Origin of the sequence: Halomonas sp. GFAJ-1 (assembly GCF_000236625.2) — a bacterium.
Lineage (GTDB): Bacteria > Pseudomonadota > Gammaproteobacteria > Pseudomonadales > Halomonadaceae > Vreelandella.
The window spans coordinates 106,828-129,645 of the sequence record NZ_AHBC01000002.1; the positions used below are offsets into that span (position 1 = coordinate 106,828).

The 22,818-nt window shown below is 52.4% G+C and carries 21 protein-coding genes and 1 tRNA gene; 13 read left to right on the top strand and 9 right to left on the bottom strand.

The annotated features are described in order from the left end of the window. Positions 1 to 132 precede the first annotated feature (132 nt). The 7 genes from gyrA (at position 133) to MOY_RS00785 (ending at position 10,560) form a co-directional block, all read left to right on the top strand. The gene (gyrA, locus tag MOY_RS00755; RefSeq protein ID WP_009095424.1) at positions 133 to 2,838 is read left to right on the top strand and encodes a DNA gyrase subunit A; all 2,706 of its coding nucleotides are present in this window, start codon (positions 133 to 135) and stop codon (positions 2,836 to 2,838) included. Continuing rightward, on the top strand, positions 2,822 to 3,925 hold the full coding sequence (gene serC, locus MOY_RS00760; protein ID WP_009095426.1) for a 3-phosphoserine/phosphohydroxythreonine transaminase: 1,104 nt from the start codon (positions 2,822 to 2,824) through the stop codon (positions 3,923 to 3,925). Before gyrA ends, serC begins: the two co-directional genes overlap by 17 nt. Positions 3,926 to 3,930: 5 nt before the next feature. Next, entirely contained in the window at positions 3,931 to 5,022 is a 1,092-nt protein-coding gene (gene pheA / locus MOY_RS00765; protein WP_009095428.1) for a prephenate dehydratase, read from the top strand. A gap of 32 nt (positions 5,023 to 5,054) precedes the next feature. Beyond that, the gene (locus tag MOY_RS00770) at positions 5,055 to 7,310 is read left to right on the top strand and encodes a bifunctional prephenate dehydrogenase/3-phosphoshikimate 1-carboxyvinyltransferase (protein WP_009095430.1); all 2,256 of its coding nucleotides are present in this window, start codon (positions 5,055 to 5,057) and stop codon (positions 7,308 to 7,310) included. Next, a complete protein-coding gene (cmk, locus tag MOY_RS00775; RefSeq protein ID WP_009095431.1) occupies positions 7,300 to 7,989 on the top strand; it encodes a (d)CMP kinase in 690 nt (229 codons plus the stop codon). The genes MOY_RS00770 and cmk overlap by 11 nt, the downstream gene beginning before the upstream one ends. 195 nt (positions 7,990 to 8,184) lie before the next feature. Then, the gene (gene rpsA / locus MOY_RS00780) at positions 8,185 to 9,864 is read left to right on the top strand and encodes a 30S ribosomal protein S1 (RefSeq protein WP_009095433.1); all 1,680 of its coding nucleotides are present in this window, start codon (positions 8,185 to 8,187) and stop codon (positions 9,862 to 9,864) included. A 324-nt stretch (positions 9,865 to 10,188) separates the two neighbouring features. Beyond that, positions 10,189 to 10,560, top strand: a complete 372-nt coding sequence (locus MOY_RS00785; protein WP_009095438.1) for a histone-like nucleoid-structuring protein, MvaT/MvaU family — start codon at positions 10,189 to 10,191, stop codon at positions 10,558 to 10,560. A 91-nt stretch (positions 10,561 to 10,651) separates the two neighbouring features. Here the strand turns inward: MOY_RS00785 and MOY_RS00790 are convergent, their stop codons facing one another. Beyond that, positions 10,652 to 11,485 carry a helix-turn-helix transcriptional regulator gene (locus MOY_RS00790; RefSeq protein ID WP_009095448.1) on the bottom strand — a complete coding sequence of 278 codons (834 nt, stop codon included), beginning with the start codon at positions 11,483 to 11,485 and terminating at the stop codon, positions 10,652 to 10,654. A 304-nt stretch (positions 11,486 to 11,789) separates the two neighbouring features. On the opposite strand from MOY_RS00790, the gene MOY_RS00795 reads away from it, so the two are divergent. Continuing rightward, positions 11,790 to 12,125 (top strand): hypothetical protein, encoded by a 336-nt coding sequence (locus tag MOY_RS00795; RefSeq protein WP_009095451.1) that lies wholly within the window; start codon positions 11,790 to 11,792, stop codon positions 12,123 to 12,125. On the opposite strand, the gene MOY_RS00800 is transcribed toward MOY_RS00795, so the two are convergent. The 6 genes from MOY_RS00800 to pilB form a co-directional block, all read right to left on the bottom strand. Next, a complete protein-coding gene (locus tag MOY_RS00800; protein WP_009095452.1) occupies positions 12,122 to 12,994 on the bottom strand; it encodes a hypothetical protein in 873 nt (290 codons plus the stop codon). The two genes, MOY_RS00795 and MOY_RS00800, sit on opposite strands and share 4 nt — an antisense overlap. Before the next feature lie 16 nt (positions 12,995 to 13,010). Continuing rightward, positions 13,011 to 13,244 carry a DNA gyrase inhibitor YacG gene (gene yacG / locus MOY_RS00805; protein WP_009095454.1) on the bottom strand — a complete coding sequence of 78 codons (234 nt, stop codon included), beginning with the start codon at positions 13,242 to 13,244 and terminating at the stop codon, positions 13,011 to 13,013. Between the two features lie 15 nt (positions 13,245 to 13,259). Next, on the bottom strand, positions 13,260 to 13,856 hold the full coding sequence (coaE, locus tag MOY_RS00810; RefSeq protein ID WP_009095456.1) for a dephospho-CoA kinase: 597 nt from the start codon (positions 13,854 to 13,856) through the stop codon (positions 13,260 to 13,262). 149 nt (positions 13,857 to 14,005) lie between these two features. Next, positions 14,006 to 14,851 (bottom strand): prepilin peptidase, encoded by an 846-nt coding sequence (locus MOY_RS00815; RefSeq protein WP_009095458.1) that lies wholly within the window; start codon positions 14,849 to 14,851, stop codon positions 14,006 to 14,008. A 52-nt stretch (positions 14,852 to 14,903) separates the two neighbouring features. Beyond that, the gene (locus tag MOY_RS00820) at positions 14,904 to 16,133 is read right to left on the bottom strand and encodes a type II secretion system F family protein (RefSeq protein ID WP_009095460.1); all 1,230 of its coding nucleotides are present in this window, start codon (positions 16,131 to 16,133) and stop codon (positions 14,904 to 14,906) included. 8 nt (positions 16,134 to 16,141) lie between these two features. Then, a complete protein-coding gene (gene pilB / locus MOY_RS00825; RefSeq protein ID WP_009095462.1) occupies positions 16,142 to 17,899 on the bottom strand; it encodes a type IV-A pilus assembly ATPase PilB in 1,758 nt (585 codons plus the stop codon). A gap of 259 nt (positions 17,900 to 18,158) precedes the next feature. On the opposite strand from pilB, the gene MOY_RS17700 reads away from it, so the two are divergent. The 5 genes from MOY_RS17700 (at position 18,159) to MOY_RS00850 (ending at position 20,707) form a co-directional block, all read left to right on the top strand. Next, the gene (locus tag MOY_RS17700) at positions 18,159 to 18,605 is read left to right on the top strand and encodes a pilin (RefSeq protein WP_269467275.1); all 447 of its coding nucleotides are present in this window, start codon (positions 18,159 to 18,161) and stop codon (positions 18,603 to 18,605) included. A 61-nt stretch (positions 18,606 to 18,666) separates the two neighbouring features. Next, positions 18,667 to 19,056: a type IV pilin protein gene (locus tag MOY_RS00835; RefSeq protein WP_009095467.1), complete on the top strand. Its 390-nt coding sequence runs from the start codon at positions 18,667 to 18,669 to the stop codon at positions 19,054 to 19,056. A 93-nt stretch (positions 19,057 to 19,149) separates the two neighbouring features. Then, positions 19,150 to 19,611: an anti-virulence regulator CigR family protein gene (locus tag MOY_RS00840; RefSeq protein WP_009095468.1), complete on the top strand. Its 462-nt coding sequence runs from the start codon at positions 19,150 to 19,152 to the stop codon at positions 19,609 to 19,611. A gap of 86 nt (positions 19,612 to 19,697) precedes the next feature. Next, complete coding sequence (locus tag MOY_RS00845; RefSeq protein ID WP_009095471.1) at positions 19,698 to 20,513, top strand: inositol monophosphatase family protein; 816 nt, start codon at positions 19,698 to 19,700, stop codon at positions 20,511 to 20,513. A gap of 117 nt (positions 20,514 to 20,630) precedes the next feature. Then, positions 20,631 to 20,707, top strand: a tRNA-Pro gene (locus MOY_RS00850). A 138-nt stretch (positions 20,708 to 20,845) separates the two neighbouring features. Here MOY_RS00850 and MOY_RS00855 read toward each other — a convergent pair. Then, the gene (locus tag MOY_RS00855; RefSeq protein WP_009095474.1) at positions 20,846 to 22,243 is read right to left on the bottom strand and encodes a hypothetical protein; all 1,398 of its coding nucleotides are present in this window, start codon (positions 22,241 to 22,243) and stop codon (positions 20,846 to 20,848) included. Positions 22,244 to 22,585: 342 nt separating this feature from the next. After that, a complete protein-coding gene (locus MOY_RS00860; RefSeq protein ID WP_009095476.1) occupies positions 22,586 to 22,789 on the bottom strand; it encodes a hypothetical protein in 204 nt (67 codons plus the stop codon). Positions 22,790 to 22,818 lie beyond the last annotated feature (29 nt).

A 22,818-nucleotide genomic window follows, 5' to 3' on the forward strand; every position in this document is an offset into this window, starting at 1 on the left:
TATGCAGTGGTATGATGGCAGAGTATCTGCGCGCCGCCCTGTTGTACTGCTTTTTTTGGCACTACCGGGGGCGGCATTTTTAAGCGCTTTCAACTCTCGCAGTGCCAATGCAGTGCAAAGGATCTGACTTTCATGGGTGACATCGCCAGAGAAATCTTGCCCGTCAATATTGAAGACGAGCTCAAACAGTCGTACCTCGACTATGCGATGAGTGTCATTATCGGTCGTGCGCTCCCCGACGTGCGCGACGGCCTCAAGCCTGTTCACCGGCGTGTGCTTTTTGCCATGCATGAACTGGGCAATGACTGGAATAAACCGTACAAGAAGTCGGCGCGTGTCGTCGGCGATGTCATCGGTAAATACCACCCGCACGGTGACAGTGCGGTATATGACACCATCGTACGTATGGCCCAGCACTTCTCCATGCGCCACGTGCTGGTCGATGGCCAAGGTAACTTTGGCTCCATCGATGGGGACAGCGCCGCCGCTATGCGTTACACCGAGGTGCGCATGGCGCGCCTCGCCCACGAGCTTTTGGCCGATCTGGAAAAAGATACGGTCGATTGGGTAGACAACTACGACGGCACCGAACGTATTCCCGCCGTCATGCCGACAAAAGTGCCCAATCTGCTGATTAATGGGTCATCGGGCATCGCGGTGGGCATGGCCACCAATATCCCGCCGCATAACATGCGGGAGGTGATTGATGGGTGCTTGGCGTTAATCGACGACTATACGCTCACCGTCGATGACCTAATGCAGTACATTCCTGGGCCGGATTTCCCCACCGGCGGCATTATTAATGGCCGTGCGGGCATTTTAGATGCTTACCGCACAGGGCGAGGGCGCATTTACGTGCGAGCCTGCCACACCATTGAGCATCATGATAAGAGTGGTCGTGACCACATCATTATTTCTGAGCTGCCGTATCAGGTGAATAAAGCGCGGTTGATTGAAAAAATCGCCGAGCTGGTGAAAGAGAAAAAGATTGAGGGTATTGCCGAGCTACGCGATGAGTCGGATAAAGATGGCCTGCGTGTGGTGATTGAAGTTAAGCGCGGCGAGTCTGGCGAGGTAGTGGTTAATAACCTGTTTGCTCAAACACAGCTGCAAAACGTGTTTGGTATCAATATGGTGGCGCTTGAAAACGGTCAGCCTCGCACGCTCAATCTTAAAGAGATGCTCGAAGCGTTCATTCGTCATCGCCGTGAAGTGGTTACCCGCCGCACGCTGTATGAGCTGAAGAAAGCCCGTGAGCGCGGCCATTTGTTAGAAGGCTTGGCCGTTGCCATCTCTAACATTGATGAAGTTATTGAACTGATCAAGGCGTCGCCCAACGCGGCAGAAGCTCGCGAAAAGCTGCTGGCTAAAATTTGGCAGCCAGGCCAAGTCACCGCCATGCTGGAACGTGCTGGTGCTACCTCTTGCAAGCCGGAAGACCTTGATGAAGGGTTTGGCCTTAACCCATCAGCAACCGAGTACCGCCTGTCGCATGCCCAGGCGCAGGCAATTCTTGAACTTCGTTTGCACCGCTTAACCGGCCTTGAAACTGAAAAGCTGCTCAGCGAATACCTGACGATTCTAGAGAAAATTGCTGAGTTCACGGCAATTTTGGCGTCACCTGACCGGCTAATGGAAGTTATTCGTGAAGAGCTGCACGCAGTGCGTGAGCAGTATGGTGATGACCGCCGCACGGAAATTCAGGCTAGCCACTTAGATCTCTCTATCGAAGATCTGATCGCCGAAGAGGATATGGTAGTAACCGTCTCTCGCTCTGGCTACGCCAAGACCCAGCCGTTGTCAGACTATCAAGCGCAGCGCCGGGGTGGTCGCGGTAAGTCAGCCACCTCCATGAAAGACGAAGATGTCATTGAGCATTTGCTGGTGGCGTCTACCCACGATACCGTGTTGCTATTCTCAAACCGTGGCAAAGTGTACTGGCTAAAAGTGTACGAAATGCCTAACGCTAGCCGTGGCTCGCGGGGCAAGCCACTGGTCAACATGCTGCCGCTGGAAGAGGGTGAGGCGGTTAACGCGATTCTGCCGGTGCGCGATTACGACCCTGAGCACTACATCTTCTTTGCCACGGCCAATGGCACCGTTAAACGTACCAGTCTTGAGCAATTCTCTCGTCCGCGTAGCGTCGGTTTGATTGCCATTGACCTAGAAGAGAGTGATCGCTTGGTAGGGGCCGCCATTACCTCCGGCGCCGACCACGCCATGCTGCTCTCCTCAAACGGCAAGGCAATACGCTTTGAGGAAGGCAACGTGCGGGCCATGGGCCGCACCGCACGCGGCGTTCGTGGTATGCGCTTAGCGAAGAATGCCGAAGTCATCAGCCTTATCATTCCCAAGAGTCAGCAGATCGACGCTGAAGCGGATGCAGAGGCCGATGTGGAGCAGCAGGTGGAGCCGCAGGAGCAGATCCAGTCGGAAGGTCAGATTTACATTATGACCGCTAGTGAGAACGGCTACGGCAAGCGCACACGCTTAGAAGAGTTCCCGCTGCGTGGCCGTGGGGGGCAAGGCGTTATCGCCATGCAAACCAGCGAACGTAATGGGTCGCTAGTGGCTGCTATGCAGGTGTACGACAGCGATGAAATGATGCTGATTACCGACCGTGGCACCTTGGTGCGTACCCGCGTCGAAGAAGTCTCCACGACCTCGCGCAACACCCAGGGCGTGATGCTGATTCGTTTAGGCAAAGAAGAGAAGCTGGTGAAAACCGTTCGTGTTGATGAGCCCGGGGAAAGCGACTTTGAAGCGCTTGAAGAGGGTGAGTCAAACATAGCTGAAGATGGCGCACAGGAACCGGGAACCGATGACACGTCATTATAACTTTTGTGCAGGGCCTGCGGCCCTGCCTGCTGCCGTACTTGAGCGTGCACGCAACGAACTGCTGGATTATCACGGGCGTGGCCTGTCGGTAATGGAAATGAGTCATCGTAGCGATGAATTTGTGGCCATTGCCGAGCGCGCAGAAGCCGATCTGCGAGAGTTGCTGAATATTCCCAGTAACTACAAAGTGCTGTTTCTGCAAGGCGGTGCCAGTATGCAATTTGCTATGCTGCCCATGAACTTGTTAAGCGCGGGCGGCAGTGCCAACTTTATCCAGACCGGTATTTGGGGTAAAAAAGCACTTAGCGAAGCAAAGCACTTAGGCTATCGCTGCCATTTAGCGGGTAGCAGCGAAGCGAATGGCAATACAGCAGTGCCTGCTTTAGATACGCTGTCTTTAAGCAGTGACGCGGCCTATCTGCACTATACGTCGAACGAAACAATTGGCGGGTTAGAGTTTGATTATACGCCGGTGGCACAGCGTGCCGATGGCACGGTGATACCGCTTGTGTGCGATATGTCGTCGAACATTCTTTCTGGCCCGATTAACGTGGCTGATTTTGGCGTTATCTATGCGGGTGCCCAAAAGAATATTGGCCCTGCGGGGTTAACGCTGGTTATCGTGCGCGATGATTTGCTAGGTAAAGCAGTGCCCGGCGCGCCTTCGTTATTTGATTATCAGCAGCTTGCAGAAGCGGGCTCTATGGTAAATACGCCGCCAACCTATGCTTGGTACTTGTCGGGGTTAGTATTCCAGTGGCTTAAAGATGAGATGGGTGGCCTTAACGCAATGGATACCCTTAATCAGCGTAAAGCGGACAAGCTTTACGCGGCGATTGATGCCAGCGCGTTTTATAGCAACCCTATTGCTCTTCGTAACCGCTCTCGCATGAACGTGCCCTTTGTGTTGGCAGATGCCGCATTGGATAAAGCGTTTCTAGAAGAAGCGGACGAAGCGGGGCTGTTGAATCTGAAAGGCCACCGCAGTGTAGGCGGTATGCGTGCCAGTTTATACAATGCCGTGCCTGAAGAAGCAGTTGATGCGTTAATCGCCTTTATGGCGGATTTTGAACAACGAAGGGGCTAACCATCATGTCCGATACGCCGATTGTTTTGGACGAATTACGTCAACGTATCGACCAGTTAGATGGCGATATATTGCGCTTGATTAGCGAGCGGGCGAGCTGTGCGCAGCAGGTAGCCCACGTTAAGCTAGCCGAAGATAAAGATGCCGTGTTTTATCGCCCTGAGCGAGAAGCGCAGGTATTACGCCGTATCATGGCGCTTAATTCAGGCCCGCTTGATGCTGAGGAAATGGCGCGGTTATTTCGTGAAATCATGTCGGCGTGTCTTGCCCTTGAGCAGCCTGTTAAAGTTGCCTACCTCGGCCCTGAGGGCACCTTTACGCAGCAAGCAGCGTTAAAGCACTTTGGCGAAAGTGCGGTTAGCCTGCCAATGGCGGCCATTGACGAAGTTTTCCGTGAAGTAGAAGCGGGCGCCGTCAACTACGGCGTGGTACCGGTTGAGAATTCAACCGAGGGTGTTGTAAACCATACCCTCGATACGTTTATGGATTCCTCGATCAAGATTTGCGGTGAAGTGGTGTTACGTATTCATCACCACTTATTGATCAGCGAGACGACCCGCAAGGATAAGGTCTCCAGAATTTACTCTCACCCGCAGTCGTTTGGTCAATGCCGTAAGTGGCTAGATGCCCACTATCCCCACGCTGAAAGGGTGCCGGTGTCATCAAATGCGGAAGCCGCTAAGCTGGTGAAAACCGAATGGCATAGCGCCGCGATTGCTGGTGATATGGCCGCTAAGCTCTATGGGCTTGAGCGTATTGCCGACAAGATAGAAGACCGTCCTGATAACTCGACACGCTTCTTGATCATTGGCAACCAAGATGTGCCGATGTCCGGTGAGGACAAAACGTCAATTGTTGTTGCCATGCGCAACCAGCCAGGGGCCTTGCACGATTTGTTAGAGCCCTTCCACCGCCACAAAATTGATTTAACGCGTATTGAGACGCGCCCTTCACGTACAGGCGCTTGGAACTACGTGTTCTTCATCGATTTCAAAGGCCATCGTGACGAACCTCAAGTGGCTGCGGTTCTGGAAGAAGTTAAGCTGCGCGCCTCTGAACTACGGGTGCTGGGCTCTTACCCCCAGGGCGTGCTGTGACAAAGCGGGTGTTAAAGAGTAGCCATCAGGTGATGTGTCATGAGCCTCGGCTACTGATTGTTGGGCTTGGTCTTATCGGTGGCTCTTTGGCGGCGGCGCTTCGCGCCTCAGGATTTAACGGCCAGATTGTAGCCTGTGACCCTAACGCAAGCGAAGTCGCTCTCGGGGTAGAGTTGGGGCTGATTGACGCCGGAGGCACGCAGCTTGCCAAGCTCCTTGAAGGCGTTTCCATGGTGGTGCTGGCCGTACCGGTGCTGGCCATGGAGAGTGTTATGCAGACGCTATCAGCAGGACTCTCTGCGGCGGCGGATAACGTGGCGATCACCGATGTTGGCAGCACTAAAGCAACCATTCGTGAATGTGCTGAGCGAGTATTTGGCGGTGTGCCGAGCAATATGGTGCTAGGGCACCCAATAGCGGGTTCTGAAAAAAGCGGTGTAGCAGCGGCTAACCCATCACTTTACGTTAACCATAAAGTGATTCTTACCCCTGAACCTGATGTTAATGCCGATGCATTGGCGCGGGTAGAAGCTTTATGGCAAGCCTGTGGCGCACAAGTCCTGCAGATGAGCGTTGAGCGACACGATCAGGTGCTGGCGCGCACCAGCCATTTGCCGCATTTGCTGGCATTTTCCTTGGTAGACACCTTGGCCCGCCAAGATGAGCGACTAGATATTTTTCGCTACGCAGCGGGTGGCTTTCGCGACTTTACCCGCATTGCTGGCAGCGATCCGGCCATGTGGCGGGACATATTTATTGCTAACCGTGACGCGGTGTTGTCCTCATTAGATGATTTTGAAGCGGGCTTGGCGCGGCTAAGGCAGGCCGTTGAACGTGGCGACAGCGATGCGCTGATTGCCACGTTTGATCGCGCTAGCCATGCGCGACACTATTTTGACACCTTACTTAATAAAACTAGTTATCAGGCGGAATATCACATGCAACCACAGGGTAAGGTTACCTATCGGGTGAGTCCCGGTGGCCAAGCGCAAGGCCGCTTGCGCGTGCCGGGCGATAAATCCATGTCTCACCGCTCTATTATGCTTGGTGCATTAGCCGAAGGTGTGACCGAAGTTAAGGGCTTTTTAGAAGGTGAAGATAGCTTGGCGACCCTTCAAGCGTTTCGTGAGATGGGCGTGGCTATCGAGGGACCGCACCAAGGGCGGGTTACCATTCACGGAGTAGGCTTGCATGGGCTTAAAGCCCCTTCAGGCCCGATTTACGTGGGTAACTCCGGTACGGCTATGCGCTTGTTCGCAGGCTTGCTGGCAGGCCAGGCATTTGATAGCGAACTAACAGGCGATGAGTCTCTAACCAAGCGCCCGATGGGGCGTGTGGCAGACCCGCTGCGCTTAATGGGCGCCACTATTGATACGGCAGAGGGTGGGCGCCCGCCGCTTAACATCAAAGGCGGTGCGCCGCTTAAAGGTATTTTCTACGATATGCCAATGGCCAGTGCCCAGGTGAAGTCCTGCCTGCTGTTGGCGGGTTTATACGCTGAAGGTGAAACCAAAGTGCGTGAGCCGGCACCCACCCGTGACCATACCGAGCGCATGCTTAATGGCTTTGGCTATACGGTTTCCCGCGAAGGAGATACCTGCTGGTTGCAGGGCGGTGGCAAGCTGACTGCCAGCCCCATTGATGTGCCATCGGATATCTCGTCAGCAACGTTCTTTTTGGTGGCGGCTGCGATTACTCCCGGGGCTGATATTACCCTTGAGCACGTAGGGATAAACCCAACGCGTGTTGGCGTGATTAATATTCTAACGCTGATGGGCGCTGATTTGACGCTTGAAAATGAGCGTGAAGTGGGTGGGGAGCCCGTGGCGGATATTCGCATTCGCTATACGCCTTTAAAAGGCATTGATATACCGGTTGATCAAGTGCCGTTAGCCATTGATGAGTTTCCGGCGCTGTTTATCGCTGCTGCTAACGCCCAGGGCACCACGCGCCTGCGGGGCGCTGAAGAGCTACGGGTTAAAGAATCGGATCGCATTCAGGCGATGGCCGATGGTCTGGCCGTTTTGGGTGTCGAGCACTACGTTGTAGAGGATGGCATCGACATCCTAGGCAACGGTAATGATCAAGTGCCCAGCTACGGCGGCGGACGGATCGACAGTTTGGGTGATCACCGTATCGCCATGTCGTTTGCCATCGCATCACTACGGGCTAGCGATGAGATCATCATCGATGATTGCGCCAACGTGGCGACGTCGTTCCCTGATTTTGTCGCATTAGCGCAGCGCATTGGTATGAATGTTAGTGTGGAGGGCAGTAATGACGCTTAATGTACCCGTGCTGACCATTGATGGCCCCGGTGGGGCGGGCAAGGGTACTATTAGCAGCCTAATGGCCGAACGCTTGGGATGGCACTTGCTCGACAGTGGTGCGCTTTACCGGCTCACTGCCCAGGCGGCAGTGAAACACGGCGTTGCCCTGGATGATGAGGCAGCGCTTGCCAAGCTTGCAGTGCAGTTAGATGTTGCTTTTCCTGTAGAAGAGGGCCAACCCCGCACGCTGCTGGAAGGAGAAGACGTTACCCGTGCTATTCGCACTGAGCAGGCGGGTGAGCGTGCCTCTCAAGTGGCGGTGTTGCCCTTAGTGCGTGAGGCGCTTTTCCAGCGCCAGCGCGACTTCTGTCAGTCGCCAGGGCTAGTCGCAGATGGCCGGGACATGGGAACCGTAGTGTTTCCAGAGGCGCCCCTAAAGATTTTTCTAACGGCAAGCGCGGAAGAGCGAGCCCATCGGCGGTATCAACAGTTGCAGGAAGCCGGGGTGGATGCTAGTCTTTCGAGTCTTTTAAAGGAGATTCAGGCACGCGATGCACGCGATACGCAGCGCAGTGTGGCCCCTCTCAAGCTGGCAGATGATGCCATTACGCTTGACACCACACGCCTGAGCATACCGGAAGTGGTTGAACGGTTGACCGTTTTGCTAGCCCAGCGTGGCATGGCAAACGGCATTTGATTCTCCCTTGCGGCGTTTTTGGATAGGTGTCACGACGTGGCAGGGCGGCAGTTCATATGATCGTTCATATCAGTGAGCCCGGTCAGGTCTAACCAGCGCTAACACCTCCAAAAGCTGAATGACATTAGGCCCGTACTCGCTGGTGGTGCGGAGAAGGCATTTATGCCTCAACAACGTTGATCACGTAGGAAAACCATGAGCGAAAGCTTTGCTGAACTGTTTGAACAGTCTCTTAACGACATCAATATGGAGCCAGGCGCTATTGTCGCGGCTCAAGTTGTCGACATCGATGGTGACTGGGTTACCGTCAACGCTGGTCTAAAATCTGAAGGTCAGATTCCGGCGTCACAATTCCGCGATGAAAACGGTGAACTGAACATCGCTATCGGCGACGACGTTCACGTTGCATTGGAAGCCGTTGAAGATGGCTTCGGTGAGACGCGTCTGTCCCGTGAGAAAGCCAAGCGCGCAGAAGCTTGGAAGGTTCTGGAAGCTGCCTTCGAGAAAGACGAAGTCATCAAAGGCGTGATCAACGGCAAAGTCAAAGGCGGCTTCACCGTCGAAGTTGATTCTATTCGTGCCTTCTTGCCGGGTTCTCTGGTTGACGTTCGCCCGGTTCGCGACACTGCGCACCTGGAAAACAAAGAGCTGGACTTTAAAGTCATCAAGCTTGATCCGAAGCGCAACAACGTCGTTGTATCGCGTCGTGCCGTGCTTGAAGCAGAGAACAGTGCCGAGCGCGAAGCGCTGCTGGCAACTCTGCAGGAAGGTCAGCAGATTAAAGGTATCGTTAAGAACCTGACTGACTACGGTGCCTTCGTTGACCTAGGCGGTGTTGATGGCCTGTTGCACATCACCGATATGGCGTGGAAGCGCATCAAGCATCCGTCTGAAATCGTTGCTGTTGGCGACGAGATCAACGTTAAAGTGCTGAAATTTGATCGTGAGCGTAACCGCGTTTCACTAGGTCTGAAGCAGCTTGGCGAAGATCCGTGGGTCAACATCAAGCAGCGCTATCCGGAGAACACCAAAGTTCAAGCCGTGGTCACTAACCTGACCGATTACGGCTGCTTTGCAGAGCTGGAAGAAGGCGTTGAAGGTCTGGTTCACGTTTCTGAAATGGACTGGACTAACAAAAACATCCATCCGTCTAAAGTTGTTCAAGTGGGCGACGATGTTGACGTTATGGTTCTGGATATCGATGAAGAGCGTCGTCGTATTTCTCTGGGTATTAAGCAGTGCACTGCTAACCCATGGGAAACCTTCAACGCTGAATACAACAAGGGCGACCGCGTTTCGGGTACCATCAAGTCAATCACCGACTTTGGTATCTTTATCGGCCTTGAAGGCGGTATCGATGGTCTGGTTCACCTGTCCGATATCTCCTGGACAGAAACTGGCGAAGAAGCAGTACGCAACTTCAAGAAAGGCGACGAAGCTGAAGCCGTCATCCTTTCTATCGATCCAGAGCGCGAGCGTATTTCTTTAGGTATTAAGCAAATGGATTCTGATCCGGTTGCTGAATATCTGTCTGTTAACGACAAGGGCAGCATTGTGACTGGCCGTATCGTTGAAGTTGACGCTAAAGAAGCTCACGTTGAACTGGCGACAGATGTTATCGCTATTTTGAAGGCGTCTGAGATCAGTGCTGATCGTGTGGAAGATGCGCGTAACGTATTGAACGAAGGCGACAGCGTTGAAGCGCGTATTGTTAACGTCGATCGTAAGAGTCGTCAGATCAATCTGTCGATTAAGGCGAAAGAGCAAGACGATACTCGTCAGAACCTGAAGAAACTGCGTGATCAAGAGCCCGAATCAGCAGGTGGTCCGACCACTATCGGTGACCTTATCAAGCAGCAGATGGGTCAAGACTAATTCATTAGTTCTTGCCTATGAAAGCGCCGCCCATTAGGGCGGCGCTTTTTTTATGGCTTATGCAGTGTTGAGTAACGGTAGTTCATTGCGCCTGTAGTAACTATTTTTTACTTGTTAATTTTAAAGTGCTGAACTTTTAAGCTTTACCTAAGTCTGTAAAATTGATTAGTAAATATCACAAAATCATCTAGACTAGTTGTCAATTAGCACTTTTACGGCAATAATGTGTCAGCATCCTGAATTAATGGGTATTGAGCTTGCCCGCTCTATGCCTCATGCGGTTAAATTTACGCTACGTTAAACCCTGGCTACAAAGGAACTCCTATGTCACTTTTAAATGAATATATCCAGAAAGAGCAGCAGCTGAAACAACTCCAGGAAGACCTTCAACGCCTGGAGGGTGATCAACGCTTAAAAAGCGAGCTGGAGTTTAAAGCTAAGCTTGAGGCATTGATGAATGAATTTGGTAAACGTCCTGCCGATGTGATTGCCCTATTAGATCCAGCATCAGATCAGCGCAGTGCTAAAGCGCCTACTGCGTCATCACGTCGTAAGCGTCGTCTGAAGATTTATAAAAACCCGCATAGCGGTGAAGTGATTGAGACCCGTGGCGGTAATCATAAAGGCCTGCGTAATTGGAAAAACGAGCATGGCGATGAAGCCGTTGAGTCTTGGCTGGTACGCATGGAAGACTAAGCAGTTTAATCCGGCATTTCTTAACAGAAGTGCCGGTTTTTTTTGAACGACGTTAAATTTAACGTCGTGTTTAATAGGTAGGCTGCGCTTGCTAGGATAATAGCGGAGTTTGCAGTTCTAAATGATTTGGATGCCACAGTACCCTAGGTGCTTCCCCACTGACATGAAACTGCTTTTGATCCCTCATTAGCTGTATCAGAGTTGATGTCATTGCTTGCGATAACTCTGAAAAATCCTCAAAACATGTTTTGGCATAGTAGTGGGATGGCATAGCGACTCGACGATAAGCGACGGGTAAAGCTAAGTGATTAGCTTGGGTGTTGCTCTCCAGATAAAGCCCAATATCGGTTCGTATCTGGTGGACGCTGGGTTTATCTTCAAGTGCCTCTACCTTCTCAGATAAAAGGTCTGGAAGCGAGATAGCCGGGGTGGCGGGCTCTAAATGAGCCTGGAAGCACTCCAGTTGATTAGCATGGTACTTGGTAACCCCTAGCCCGTGAATTAGCTCTGGCGTACTGTAAAGGCGCATGAGAACAGTTTGTTTGGGTTGGCTCCTCACGATAGTGGTTTTAAAATGTCGCTCAGGAAGAGACAAGTGACGAACGCCACTGAGTGCATAGCGATAGTTGCGCGGCGTGAGCTGGTAACGACGATGGAAGGCCCGCGAAAAAGAGGAGTGGTTGAGATAGCCGCAGCGTAATGCAATTTGCGCTATATTCTGTGGAGTGAGCGAGAGTAAAACAGCTGCGCGCTCAAGACGCCTTTTTTCCCGGTAAGCGCTAGGCGATACATCAAAGCATTGCCGGAACTGGCGGCGTATTTGAGAAGATGAGTAACCAAGGTGGTTAGCAAGGTCTTCGATACCCAGTGTTTTATCGAGTGTATCCTGCAGCCAGATCTCAGCTCGTGTCATTGCGTTGAACATTATCTGGCCTCCTTTGCGTGTAATTTACAGGTGAGATTTTGTTAGCCTGTAAAGCACCTTCTTGGTGCTAAGTGATCGTAATAAGCAGGCAAGCAATCAATAGAGCCAACTTCCTATGTGCTAGCGTTGCGAGTCTATGAAGAACCTTAAGTTAATGCTAATGCGGTAGCCCTCTCTTTATGCTTCTAAGAAGTGGCAAAGGCAAGTTTGCTCTATCGGTTTACGCGTTTGTGCACAGTTCTGTCATAAAAGTCTGCTGAATAGACGTATCGACCCTTTCATGTAAGGTGAAAATGAAATACTAATGAAATATCACAAGGTTGAAAAACAGCTGGACGAGCGTGAAAAGCTCCGTAAATTCCGCGAGCTAGATGATGCTTTTGCGCAAGCACTGCGTCAGTTGGATGATCCTAATAACAGTATGGATATCCCCACAGGGCCACCCGTGAGGTCGTTGGCAGATCTTGAGGCTGACGACCAAGCAGCACTCGCTGAAAACCGCGATCACGTGTTTAACGAACGCTTTAAGGCATTAATAAGTGAATATGGACTATCTGAGCGTGAGCTAAGCGAACTGATCCAGACGCTACTCACCTATGAACGGTGGGAGCTGCAAACAGTGCCTGCCCTGGAGAGTTAGCGGTAGCGGTAGATACGCAAGCTGGGTAAAAAGGCTTCATGCTCTAATTTTTCATCGCGTCGCTTAGCCCTGGTGCGCTGGGTGGGTGGCTCAAGCGGTGGCATTTTTATGTGCGGAAGTTGCTGATTATGGTTAGGTACAATAAGCGGTAGGGCGACGTTCATTGCACGCCTTGTGTGGCCATCTTCTAAAGGTTCGGTGAAAAATAGGTTGGCCCGCATCAAGGGGGCCTGAGACTGCACCTGGGCGAGTGGCTCGTCGCTGGGGATACCAGCCAACTTACGCAGCTGAATGCGGACATGAGCAGCGCCTGTATCCAACTGTAGGAGTTTTTGCTCAGCTTCTCGGACGGTTAATTTTTTTATTGAGCGCCCGCTGCTATACCAAGCAAAGCGCACCCGTGATACCGGTGCTGGGGCTATGGGAATGTGCCGCCAGCACTGCTTAAGGTGCAGCCGTGCTAAACCGCCCTTACGCAGCACCTTATCAACGTCAGGGTGGCGCTGGGGTAAGCGATGTTTTGCTTGGCTAAGGGTTTTCGGGTGTGCCTGTTTAATGCGTTGTAGCAGTTCGCTGATCTGCGCTTTAGCACGGTTAACCGCATTAAATTTTTCGAGTAAGGTGTCATCCGCAGCGATGAGCGCAATGTAATTACGTGTTTCGCGCCCATCTTGGCCTTGCTGATGCCACATATCGAGCAGCGCTTGGCGCAGCCAGGACGTGTTCTCATGGAATGGCTGAAAGTGCCATGTCGCCGCCTGCTGCTGCTCATAATACGTTGCTGCCTGATCAATAGTGACCATCAAGTCATCGAAACGAGCATCAAGCTCATGAAGTAAGTGATAAACAGGCAGGACATTATCGTTCATGGCAGCAAACTCTGAGCTAGGAGAGCGGGGCGTCTTTATCCGCTTGGGCGAGCAGTGTGTCTAGATCGGCTTCGTCCATGGCGGATTCGCCCGAAATACGGTGGGACTCTTCAGCCCAGGCGCCTAAGTCAAGCAACTGGCAGCGCTTGCTGCAAAAAGGGCGATAGGCGCTCTCGGGGCTCCAGGTGACACGCTTGCTGCACTGCGGGCAAGCGACCTCAAGCGGTGCATCGTTGGCGGGCGTTGGCATAAAGCTCTCCTTGAGCTACTGGTGTTCGTTTCGGTAACGCTGATCAAGCTGCTTTACTTGTTGCATCATCGAAGCATGATCCCCGCTGTTGTCAATAACGTCATCTGCCTTCGCGAGGCGCGCTTCACGGGGTAGCTGGGCGGCGAGAATAGCATGCACCTGAGCCTCACTCACGCCATCTCGTTCATGGGTTCGAGAAAGCTGTATGTCAACAGGCACATCCACCACAATGGTGCGGTTTACTAGCCTGTCTTGGCCTGACTCAAATAGTAGCGGCGAGACAAGCAAGACATAGGGCGAGTGGTGGTGCAAGCGCTCAAGGTGTACCAGGATACGCTCACGCACGCGAGGGTGGGTTACCGACTCCAGCCATTGGCGCTCGGCTGGGGCTTCAAACACAATACTGCGCAGGGCCGCCCGATTCAGCGTGCCGTCCGCTTGCAGCACGCTCTCTCCAAAACGTTCGGCAATCGAAGTAAGCGCTGGTTCGCCGGGCATCACTACTTCTCTTGCGACATCGTCGGCATCCACCCAGCCTATTCCCAGCGCGCCAAACGCCCGAGCAACGGTAGACTTACCCGAGCCGATACCGCCTGTTAATCCAACGATCATGGCTGCTCCTTAGTAGTGGCGCTGTAAATAATAATAATGCGCATAGATAATAAACTAGCCGCAGCCACCGTGACGAAATAGCGGTTTAACTAGTTCTTCAAGTAATTCTTCAAGTAGTGGTTCAAGTGGCTGTGCCAATAGCTTAAGCGCTAATAAAGCAACGATGTATAGAGCGCCATCAGCTCATTGCCCGCTAGCAGACAAATCCACCCCGCCAGGGCTAAAAAAGGGCCAAAAGGTAGTGGCTGGCCGCGTAAATGAGGGGAGCGTGCTTGTGCCGCTAAGCCAACAAGAGCGCCAATACCTGCTGATAACACCAACAGCAGCGGCAGCATGGGCCAGCCGACCCAGGCACCTAACGCCGCTAGCAGCTTGAAGTCGCCAAACCCCATGCCTTCTTTGCCGGTCATTAGTTTAAACAGCCAGTAAAAGCTCCACAGTATTAGGTAGCCCGCCATAGCGCCAATAACGGCACTGGGCAACATAATAGGCTGGAAGAGCAGTTGATAGAGCAAGCCAGCCCAAAGCAGCGGCAGGGTTAAAATATCTGGCAGCAGATACGTGCGAAAATCGATCACGGCTAAAGCAAGCAGCGTTAAACAGGCCGCATAAATAAACAGAGCGCTTGCCGTTGCACCGTAAAGCGCTACGACAGCAACTGCTAATAGCCCACCCATAAGCTCTACCAGCGGATACTGCGCACTAATGGGGGTCTGGCAGTGGGCACACTTGCCGCGTCGTTTTAACCAGCCGAGCAAAGGCAGGTTGTCGTGCCAGGCAATGGGGTGCTCGCAGCGTGGGCACATCGACCCCGGCGTTGCGAGATTAAACCGGGGTGAGGTTTCTGCGGGAAGCTCAAGCGCGGCCCGGGCTTCATTGCGCCAGCTACGCATCAGCATCACCGGCAGGCGAGTGATCACAACATTTAAAAAACTGCCAAAGCAAAGCCCGATAAGTAGCGCGAAGAGGTACAAGAGTGTTGGCGGAAAGCCCATAAAGCTCCTAATGATTTAACCGATAAATGGCGAATAAAAGCGAGGTGTGCACTTAAAGGGCGGTGCCGATCTCAAAAATTGGCAGGTACATGGATACGACTACGCCACCGACTAACGTACCCAGCACAACAATAATAACGGGCTCCATGAGCGAGGTTAGCGCATCCACTTTGTTTTCGACTTCTTCTTCGTAATAGTCAGCAACACGGTTAAGCATGGCATCTAAAGAGCCGGCTTCTTCCCCGATACTGACCATCTGAACCGCGAGGGCGGGGAATCGGTTGGTCATACGCATGGCAAAATGGAGCTGTTGGCCGGTAGTCACATCTTGGCGTACTTCGTTAATCGCTTTGCTATACACGCGGTTGTCTGCAGCCCCTGCGGCGGTTTCAAGCCCTTCCACCAGCGGCACGCCTGAGGCGAACGTCGTGGCCAGGGTGCGGGTGAACCGGGAAACGGCAGATTTGTTCATAATATCGCCTATCACAGGAAGTCTCAGCATCAAGCCATCTAGTCGATAGGCTAGGGCGTAAGAGCGCCTTGCGGCGGCTTTAAGAAGCATGACGCCACCCACTAGCATACCTAGTGCATAGAGCCAATATCGCTGCGCTAATTCGGATAAATTCACCGTGAACTGGGTAAGTGCGGGTAGCTCGGCGCCAAATCCCTGGAACATGCTTTCAAATTCTGGCACGACTTTAATCAGTAGCAGCATGGTAACAGCGACACCAATGGCCATGACGGCGGTGGGGTACCAAAGGGCTTTTTTAACCCGGTTTTTAAGTGATTCTACTTTCTCTTTATAGCTGGCAATACGCTCCAGCATTTGATCCAGTGCGCCCGCTTGTTCGCCAGCATCCACGAGGTTTACAAACAGCCGGTCAAACTGCTTAGGGTGTTTGGCCATTGCGCTTGAGAGGCTATCGCCCGAGGAAACGTCTTCCATGATTTGCTGGGTAAGCGCCACCATAGCAGGCTTTTTAAGGCTTTCAGACACTGCCTGGAGCGCTTGTAGAATGGGGATGCCTGCACGCACCATGGTGGCCATCTGTCGGGCAAAGACCATAATATCGACGTTGGTAACTTTGCCACGCCCACTAAAACTGCTGCGTTTTTGGATTTTAGTGGCGATAATACGTTGTTTAGCCAGTTGCTCAACAATATCAGTTTTTGTACGGCCAATGAGCTCCCCGCGCATCGGCCTATCCTGTGGGCCTGTGCCTGCCCATTTCCAGCGATAAAGTGGCGCCCGCTTTGTTTGGCGTGCTTTTACTTTAGCCATGTCGCTGCTTACTCCTTACTAATTCGGTTAACTTCTTCAAGACTGGTGCTGCCATCTAAAACCCGGCTTAAGCAGCTTTGGTGGAGGCTTGTATGACCCTCTTTGCGCGCTAATTGCTCGATCTCGATGGAGTTACCATCGCGCATAATAAGTTGGCGCATGTCATCAGACACCGGCAATACCTCATAAACACCGATCCGTCCTTTGTAGCCCTGAGTACATTGCTTACAGCCTTTGGCTTGGTAAATAGTGGCGTTGCGGATGTCAAGCTGGCTAAACCCTGCCTTACGTAGTGCCTCAGCGGGAATTTCCGCAGGGGTTTTACATAGATTACAAAGCCTGCGAGCTAAGCGCTGAGCGATAATTAAGCTCACCGAGCTGGCAATGTTGTAGGAGGCGACGCCCATATTAGCCAAACGAGTAAGGGTTTCTGCTGCCGAGTTAGTGTGAACGGTTGAGAGCACCAGGTGGCCGGTTTGCGCCGCTTTTACCGCTATTTCAGCGGTTTCGAGATCGCGTATTTCACCTACCATGACCACATCCGGGTCTTGACGTAAAAATGCCCGAAGGGCGCTGGCAAAGTTTAAGCCAATCTTGGGCAGCACGTTGACTTGGTTAATTCCCGATACCTTGATTTCCACCGGGTCTTCGGCGGTACAAATATTGCGCTCAATTTGGTTGAGCATATTAATGCCGGTATACAGCGTGACGGTTTTACCGCTGCCGGTGGGGCCGGTGACCAAAATCATCCCTTGGGGCTTTTTAAGTGCGCTTTCATACGCCGCCTGCTGCGCCGGGTTAAAGCCGAGCTGATCAATGCCAAGCTGAGCCGATGCCGGGTCTAGAATACGCAGCACCACCTTTTCACCGTAGACCGTGGGCAGTGAGTTCACCCTAAAATCAATTGAGCGGCTTCGCGACAGCTGTAATTTAATACCGCCATCTTGTGGCAAGCGGCGCTCCGAAATATCCAGTCGCGACATTATTTTTAGCCGCGCTGCAATGCGGTGGCGTAGTGCGAACGGTGGGCGGGCTATTTCAAGCAGCATGCCGTCTATACGAAAACGCACCCTATAGAGTGTTTCATAAGGCTCGAAGTGAATATCCGAAGCGCCGCGGCTAATCGCGTCCAGCAGTATTTTATTGACGAATTTTACGACCGGCGCGTCTTCACTATCTTGGTCGGGCGCATCGAGAGTGACCTCTTCACCATCAGCGTTGTGCACAACGTTCAGTGCGTTAATCGCGTCGTCAACGTTCTCTAGCTCATCGAGCATACTCCGCTCGTTTTGCGCTAGGTATTGAATGAGGGTAGTTTTTAGCTGGTCTGCCGGGGCTAGCACGCCATCCACACTTAAGCCGGTGGCAAACTGCAGCTCATCAAGCTGGGTCAAGGTCGCTGGATAAGGCACCGCAACGGTTAAGCGGTGACCGTGGCGTGCGAGAGGCAGAATATCCAGCTTTTCGAGAATTTTGACCGGGTAATCATTAGCCGGTGGCAACGCATTAATCCGGACTGAGTCAAGATCAATCACCGGTAGCCCGTACTCCCAGGCCGCGGCCAAGGCGGCGGCATCGGCATCCACCAGCCCGCTTTCCACTACGTGCTGTAATAGCGAAATATCCAGCTCTGCAGCGGTAGACTCAGCAACAGCCGCCTGGGCATCGGTTAATGAGCCGTGTTTCACCAGCCGTTCAGCAATACCACGCAGGCCGCCGTTTAAGGCTGCATGGCTAAGGGTAGATTCGGGGGCGGGTTGACGCATGGGCATCTCGACGGCGTGATAAATGTAGCGCCCTTTTTACCATAGATGCTTAATTCTAGGTACTTCTAGGCTTATATACGCAACTCTTGACTGTCATCAAAAAGGGTGACAAAACCGTCATTCGTGTATGATGTACCTAGTTGCCATGGCGACGGCGGTAAGCTAATGTAACGCAATACTTAGCTAGGCAATGTTAGTGGCAGTAAAGCTAACAAGTGGCCACCTATAAAATGATGATTCAATATCGCAAGGGAATTATATGATGCAAACAAACCAAATTAATCGACCTCGCAGCTTAAAACAGCAGGGTTTCACCCTCATCGAATTGCTGATCGTGGTGGCGATTATCGGTATTTTGGCGGCGGTGGGTGTACCGCAGTATGGTAATTATTTAAATCGCGCTGAAGCAAGTGCTTGTGCTGGAGAGCTAAACTCATTCCGCTCCCTTTCTGTTGCAGAGTCTTCCGCTGGCGCTGATTTCGAAGATGGTCCCGCGGATAACTTTTCTTTTGAGGCTTGTGAGATTGACGGAACGACACAAGAAAATCTATTCGAAAGTTTTGCTGGAACATTCGAAGAACCGGACGAAAACAACACTATTTTCCCATTAACAGTAACTACACAAAATCGTAACCAAAACGTCTTTGTGCTAGCGACTGGCTCCATTACAGTCAATGATCCTACAGTCAATGATCCAGATGCGTAATATCTAGTTTTTGCTCTTAGCAAGCCGCCCAGCAGGGCGGCTTTTGTATTAGGTGACGCGCATGAAAAAATATAAACACAAACATGCTGATGGTTTCACCCTTATCGAGCTTCTTATTGTGGTGGCCATTGTCGCTATCTTGGCAGGCGTTAGCCTACCCACTTTTCTTGCCTACCTCGACCGCTCTGCCTTTGGTGCCTGCCAGCAGGAGTTAAGCACCTTTAAAACTCAAGTGCTGGCAACAGATAACCTTGACGATGCCTTAAGGCCCTTTAATTTTGGCGCCTGCCAAGTGGGCGGTGCTGGCCAACCAGCGCAAGCAGCAGTGGCCGATGCCTTTCGGGGCGTGTTCGAAGAGGGCAGCGCCGCACTGACTTTAGATACTCAACGCCCAGGGGTTCAGGCGCAAATTACTGCCCAGGGTGTTATTGAGCGTATAACGTCGCCATAAGGCTTAAAGCATTCCTCCCCAAATACCCTACCTTCCATACTGCCTGCGCATTTGCGCTCTACACTCAAAGCTCCTGCCACCAAGGAGTAAGTTATGAAATCAATTAATATTGGCGCCAGTTTACTGGTAAGCGCACTGCTGTGGCACTCTGCGGTTGTGGCCCAGCCCGCCCATGCGCCTGCCCACGGCGCTCGAGACAACGCGTCCCAATCAGAGCGCCACCGTGGCAGCGATAGCGGCCGCCATGAAAGCCGCCAACGCCATTCTCATCAAGAGGGCTACGTTGACCTGCCGCGCATAAACGAGCGTGAGCTGTTGCGCTTGCTGCGCCGCCACGATGCCCCCCGTGCGGAACCATTGCCCCCTGGCATCAAGCGCAATTTAGAGCGAGGTAAACCGTTGCCACCCGGTATTGCCAAGCGCTTTGACGGCCCCATTGCCCATGAGCTGCCCCGTTACCCGGGTTACGAATGGGAGCGTGTAGGCGCTGATGTGGTATTAATCGAGGCCGCGACCCGGGTAGTGGTCGATGTGCTGGTGGATGCGCTGCGCTAAGCTGTTAATAGCGCTTTGTGGTGTCATGGTAATGCCATTGCCCACCGCTTATGCTGAGGGGTGACAAACAACCCTAAGGAGCGGACATGGCGGCTTACACCCTAGAGGCACGGCTGGCGCTGGCAATTGAGATTGCCCAAGAGGCCGGGAAGATGATACTGACTGCCCGTGAGCAGCAAGGCTTTAGCCAGCGGCTTAAAGCGGGCGTTGAGCTGGTGACCGACGTGGATGTCGCGGTGGATAAGCTGATTAGCCATCGTCTAGAGGAGCACTTCCCCGGCGAGGCGCGGCTAAGCGAAGAATTAAACCCGGAGCGTGCGCTGCAAACGCCTGCTGAGCATCTATGGGTGGTGGACCCGATTGATGGCACGGTTAACTTTGCCCAGGGCCTGCGCCACGTGGCGGTCTCTATTGGCTGGTTGGAGCAGGGGGTGGGTAAAGTAGGCGTTATACATGCGCCTTTCTTAGGTGAAACCTTTAGTGCTGCAGAGGGAATGGGCGCATTTTGTAATAAACAGCCGATTAAACCCAGCGGCGCTGAATCGCTTGACAGCACGTTAGTAGCCACCGGCTTCCCCTATCAAAAAGAAGCCCGTAAAAAACTCTTACCCCGCTTAGCGGCGGTGTTAGCTAGTTGCCAGGATGTTCGCCGCAATGGTGCTGCTGCGCTGGATTTATGCGATGTGGCGTGCGGGCGTTTAGATGCCTACTACGAAAGCGTATCGCCTTGGGATTTTGTGGCGGGGTGGGTTATTGCCCGTGAAGCAGGCGCGCGGGTAGGGCATTTAACAGAGGTGCCTGAGGGCGTGCCAGACGATCTTTACCCGGAGCAGCTGCTAGTCACAACACCCAAGGTTTACGAGGCCATGGCCGCCTTACTAAAAGCAGCTGACCAAGCTTAACGGCAAGCGATTGAAAAGAAAGCGCAAAAAGAGCTTTTCATTTGGCGTATAAAAAGCTAGTATACGCACCGTCTTGAGGCAAACGTAAGCAGTTACCAGCGTTGCTAATAAAGGCATCGGAGTGTGGCGCAGCTTGGTAGCGCGTTGCAATGGGGTTGCAAAGGTCGCAGGTTCGAATCCTGTCACTCCGACCAAAGAATTTATAAAACGGTCACTTAGCTTACGCGGTGGCCGTTTTTTTCGTGCCTAGGATGGGTGGATGTCTTTGAATTGGGCGTTTGCATTCTACTCCTCGCCTGTTGGGCGAGGAGTATGATTCGGTAAGACGTGCTTCAGCGTGTTTCCACTTGAAGTGAGAGCTGGCCAGGCAGCCCCAGTGGATCTTCAGCGTAGGTCTGTAAGTTGCTTTCAGCAGGCAGTGTGATGTTCAGCATAAGCTGGCTAGCACTGCCTTCAAGCAACTCGACCATACCCATCATGACGGATTGAGCTTCAGGGCCGAACATCATGCCAAAGCCTTTTGCCTGCGTCCGTGCTTGTTCAATAAGTTGCGCCTCTGAAATGCCTTCCATCGTCGCGCCTAATGTAACAAGTCTGCTGAGAAGGCCTTCATCATTCAGCGTTAATGCAAGATCACCCCCTAGCAGTGTAGCGGCATCGAGCAGGCGAGTATCCCGCAAAGCGTCCATAGGTGTGGCACTCTTGGGTAGCACGACAGGCAAGTCATAATTAAAGCTCAGGCCCATTGCATCGCGTATCGTTATACGGCTATCTCCGCCCAGCACGCTGTGGCTCTCTTGCTCGTCCCAGCGTCCTGCAAAGTGAGCATCAAGGACAAGTTTGCCACTGCCATCGGTCAATACATTACTGATCATGCGCATTTCGGTACGTTCAGAGGGAGGGGCAAGGGCAATCATACGATTAAGATCAAGTTCAAGTGCTTCTATCCAAACACCACCTTCACCGTCCTTAAAATCACCATCGACCCTTAGGCGGTCTAATGTGGCAACAAGAACGTCGCTCTCAATAGCCATGTTTTCCAGCAACATGGCACCCAAGTGCTCTTCTTGTTCACCTTGCATTCCGCGAAGGTCTTCGAAGCGCACTCGGTCAATAATGAATGAGCCACTGCCCAGGTCTCCTAAGTCCTCTCCCTGCATGGCAACACCGCTAAATTCGAGCATGCCTAGTGCATCCGCTGAGATTGCTTTGCCACGCACTTCAGCAATTTCTAGACGCCCGGGAGCCTGGTGAATGCCAAGGTCATATAGCATGTCGCTGGCCAGCTCAGAATCAAGATCCAGGGTAAAGTTATCAATGCTAAGGCTTGCTATATTCAATGGCGCTTGCTGCATTGCCTCATCATTGAAAACCGCCATGCCAGGCTCGCCAAAGACCGCGCTATCCATACTCAATAGCAGTAGCTCTGTGAGGCTATCTTCGACCCTTATGCCTTCCACGCGAACTTCGTCAGGGTTGTCGTAGTTACCGATGACGATATAGCGTTCGATCTTAAGACGCTCTCCTTCAGGAGAATCATACACAATGTCCTCAGCGGTAAAGCGATCACGCAGCATTGCTTTAGAAACATCACCAATACTCAGTTCGCCATCGGCGAATAGGGCGGTAAGTTCAGTCTCAAGGCGTTCGGTACTTGCGAAACTTGGGCCAGCAACCAGTAGGCTAAAAGTGGCCATACCGACACAGGTATGTTTAATAAGAAATGACATTTGACAGCCTCTTGATGGATAAAGCTGTAGGCTTAGCAATATTGCCGCATTAGGCTTACAGCGCGCTTATTGTGTTTAATACATTATCAGATAAACGCGCTATCATATTAGCAAAAATAAATTTTAATTAATTGTTATCTTGGTGTGGAGTAGGTCTTTGTTGCCATCGGTTAGCATGGCAGGCTGTGGAGCCAAGCAGCGCATAAGGCTTAAGAGTACTTCGAATGACGTTAGGGGAATAGGTTGGGAGAGTATTCTAAATACGTAGGTAGCTCGGTGGGCTGTGGCGAATGCAGAATAGAAAAAGCCCTGCTGATAGCAGGGCTCTGGGGGGGGCGTCTATCAACTGCTTTGGGCTTTATGATCGGCCAATGCGGTGGCAACCGCCTCTTCCCATTGGCCTTCGGTGATTCCCCAGTGCTCCATTTGTGCTTGGTCGGCAGGCCCTTCGGCGGCGGCATTAAGTTCTTCTGGGGTGTTGCTCTCAAAGCAGTGCTTGGCAAACGCCTTGGTTTTGCCGTCCCTTAGCTGGTCAATCATTTCCATGCTGGTTCTCCTTTTCCACGGTGAGCGCT

Coding starts and splice junctions, on each gene's coding strand:
- yacG (WP_009095454.1), bottom strand. CDS start 13,244: ATGCCAACGCCCGCCAACGATGCACCGCTTGAGGTCGCTTGCCCGCAG.
- MOY_RS17700 (WP_269467275.1), top strand. CDS start 18,159: ATGATGCAAACAAACCAAATTAATCGACCTCGCAGCTTAAAACAGCAG.
- cmk (WP_009095431.1), top strand. CDS start 7,300: ATGACGCTTAATGTACCCGTGCTGACCATTGATGGCCCCGGTGGGGCG.
- MOY_RS00820 (WP_009095460.1), bottom strand. CDS start 16,133: ATGGCTAAAGTAAAAGCACGCCAAACAAAGCGGGCGCCACTTTATCGC.
- MOY_RS00790 (WP_009095448.1), bottom strand. CDS start 11,485: ATGTTCAACGCAATGACACGAGCTGAGATCTGGCTGCAGGATACACTC.
- serC (WP_009095426.1), top strand. CDS start 2,822: ATGACACGTCATTATAACTTTTGTGCAGGGCCTGCGGCCCTGCCTGCT.
- MOY_RS00845 (WP_009095471.1), top strand. CDS start 19,698: ATGGCGGCTTACACCCTAGAGGCACGGCTGGCGCTGGCAATTGAGATT.
- rpsA (WP_009095433.1), top strand. CDS start 8,185: ATGAGCGAAAGCTTTGCTGAACTGTTTGAACAGTCTCTTAACGACATC.
- coaE (WP_009095456.1), bottom strand. CDS start 13,856: ATGATCGTTGGATTAACAGGCGGTATCGGCTCGGGTAAGTCTACCGTT.
- MOY_RS00800 (WP_009095452.1), bottom strand. CDS start 12,994: ATGAACGATAATGTCCTGCCTGTTTATCACTTACTTCATGAGCTTGAT.
- MOY_RS00860 (WP_009095476.1), bottom strand. CDS start 22,789: ATGGAAATGATTGACCAGCTAAGGGACGGCAAAACCAAGGCGTTTGCC.
- pheA (WP_009095428.1), top strand. CDS start 3,931: ATGTCCGATACGCCGATTGTTTTGGACGAATTACGTCAACGTATCGAC.
- MOY_RS00835 (WP_009095467.1), top strand. CDS start 18,667: ATGAAAAAATATAAACACAAACATGCTGATGGTTTCACCCTTATCGAG.
- pilB (WP_009095462.1), bottom strand. CDS start 17,899: ATGCGTCAACCCGCCCCCGAATCTACCCTTAGCCATGCAGCCTTAAAC.
- MOY_RS00770 (WP_009095430.1), top strand. CDS start 5,055: ATGTGTCATGAGCCTCGGCTACTGATTGTTGGGCTTGGTCTTATCGGT.
- MOY_RS00840 (WP_009095468.1), top strand. CDS start 19,150: ATGAAATCAATTAATATTGGCGCCAGTTTACTGGTAAGCGCACTGCTG.
- gyrA (WP_009095424.1), top strand. CDS start 133: ATGGGTGACATCGCCAGAGAAATCTTGCCCGTCAATATTGAAGACGAG.
- MOY_RS00815 (WP_009095458.1), bottom strand. CDS start 14,851: ATGGGCTTTCCGCCAACACTCTTGTACCTCTTCGCGCTACTTATCGGG.
- MOY_RS00855 (WP_009095474.1), bottom strand. CDS start 22,243: ATGTCATTTCTTATTAAACATACCTGTGTCGGTATGGCCACTTTTAGC.
- MOY_RS00795 (WP_009095451.1), top strand. CDS start 11,790: ATGAAATATCACAAGGTTGAAAAACAGCTGGACGAGCGTGAAAAGCTC.
- MOY_RS00785 (WP_009095438.1), top strand. CDS start 10,189: ATGTCACTTTTAAATGAATATATCCAGAAAGAGCAGCAGCTGAAACAA.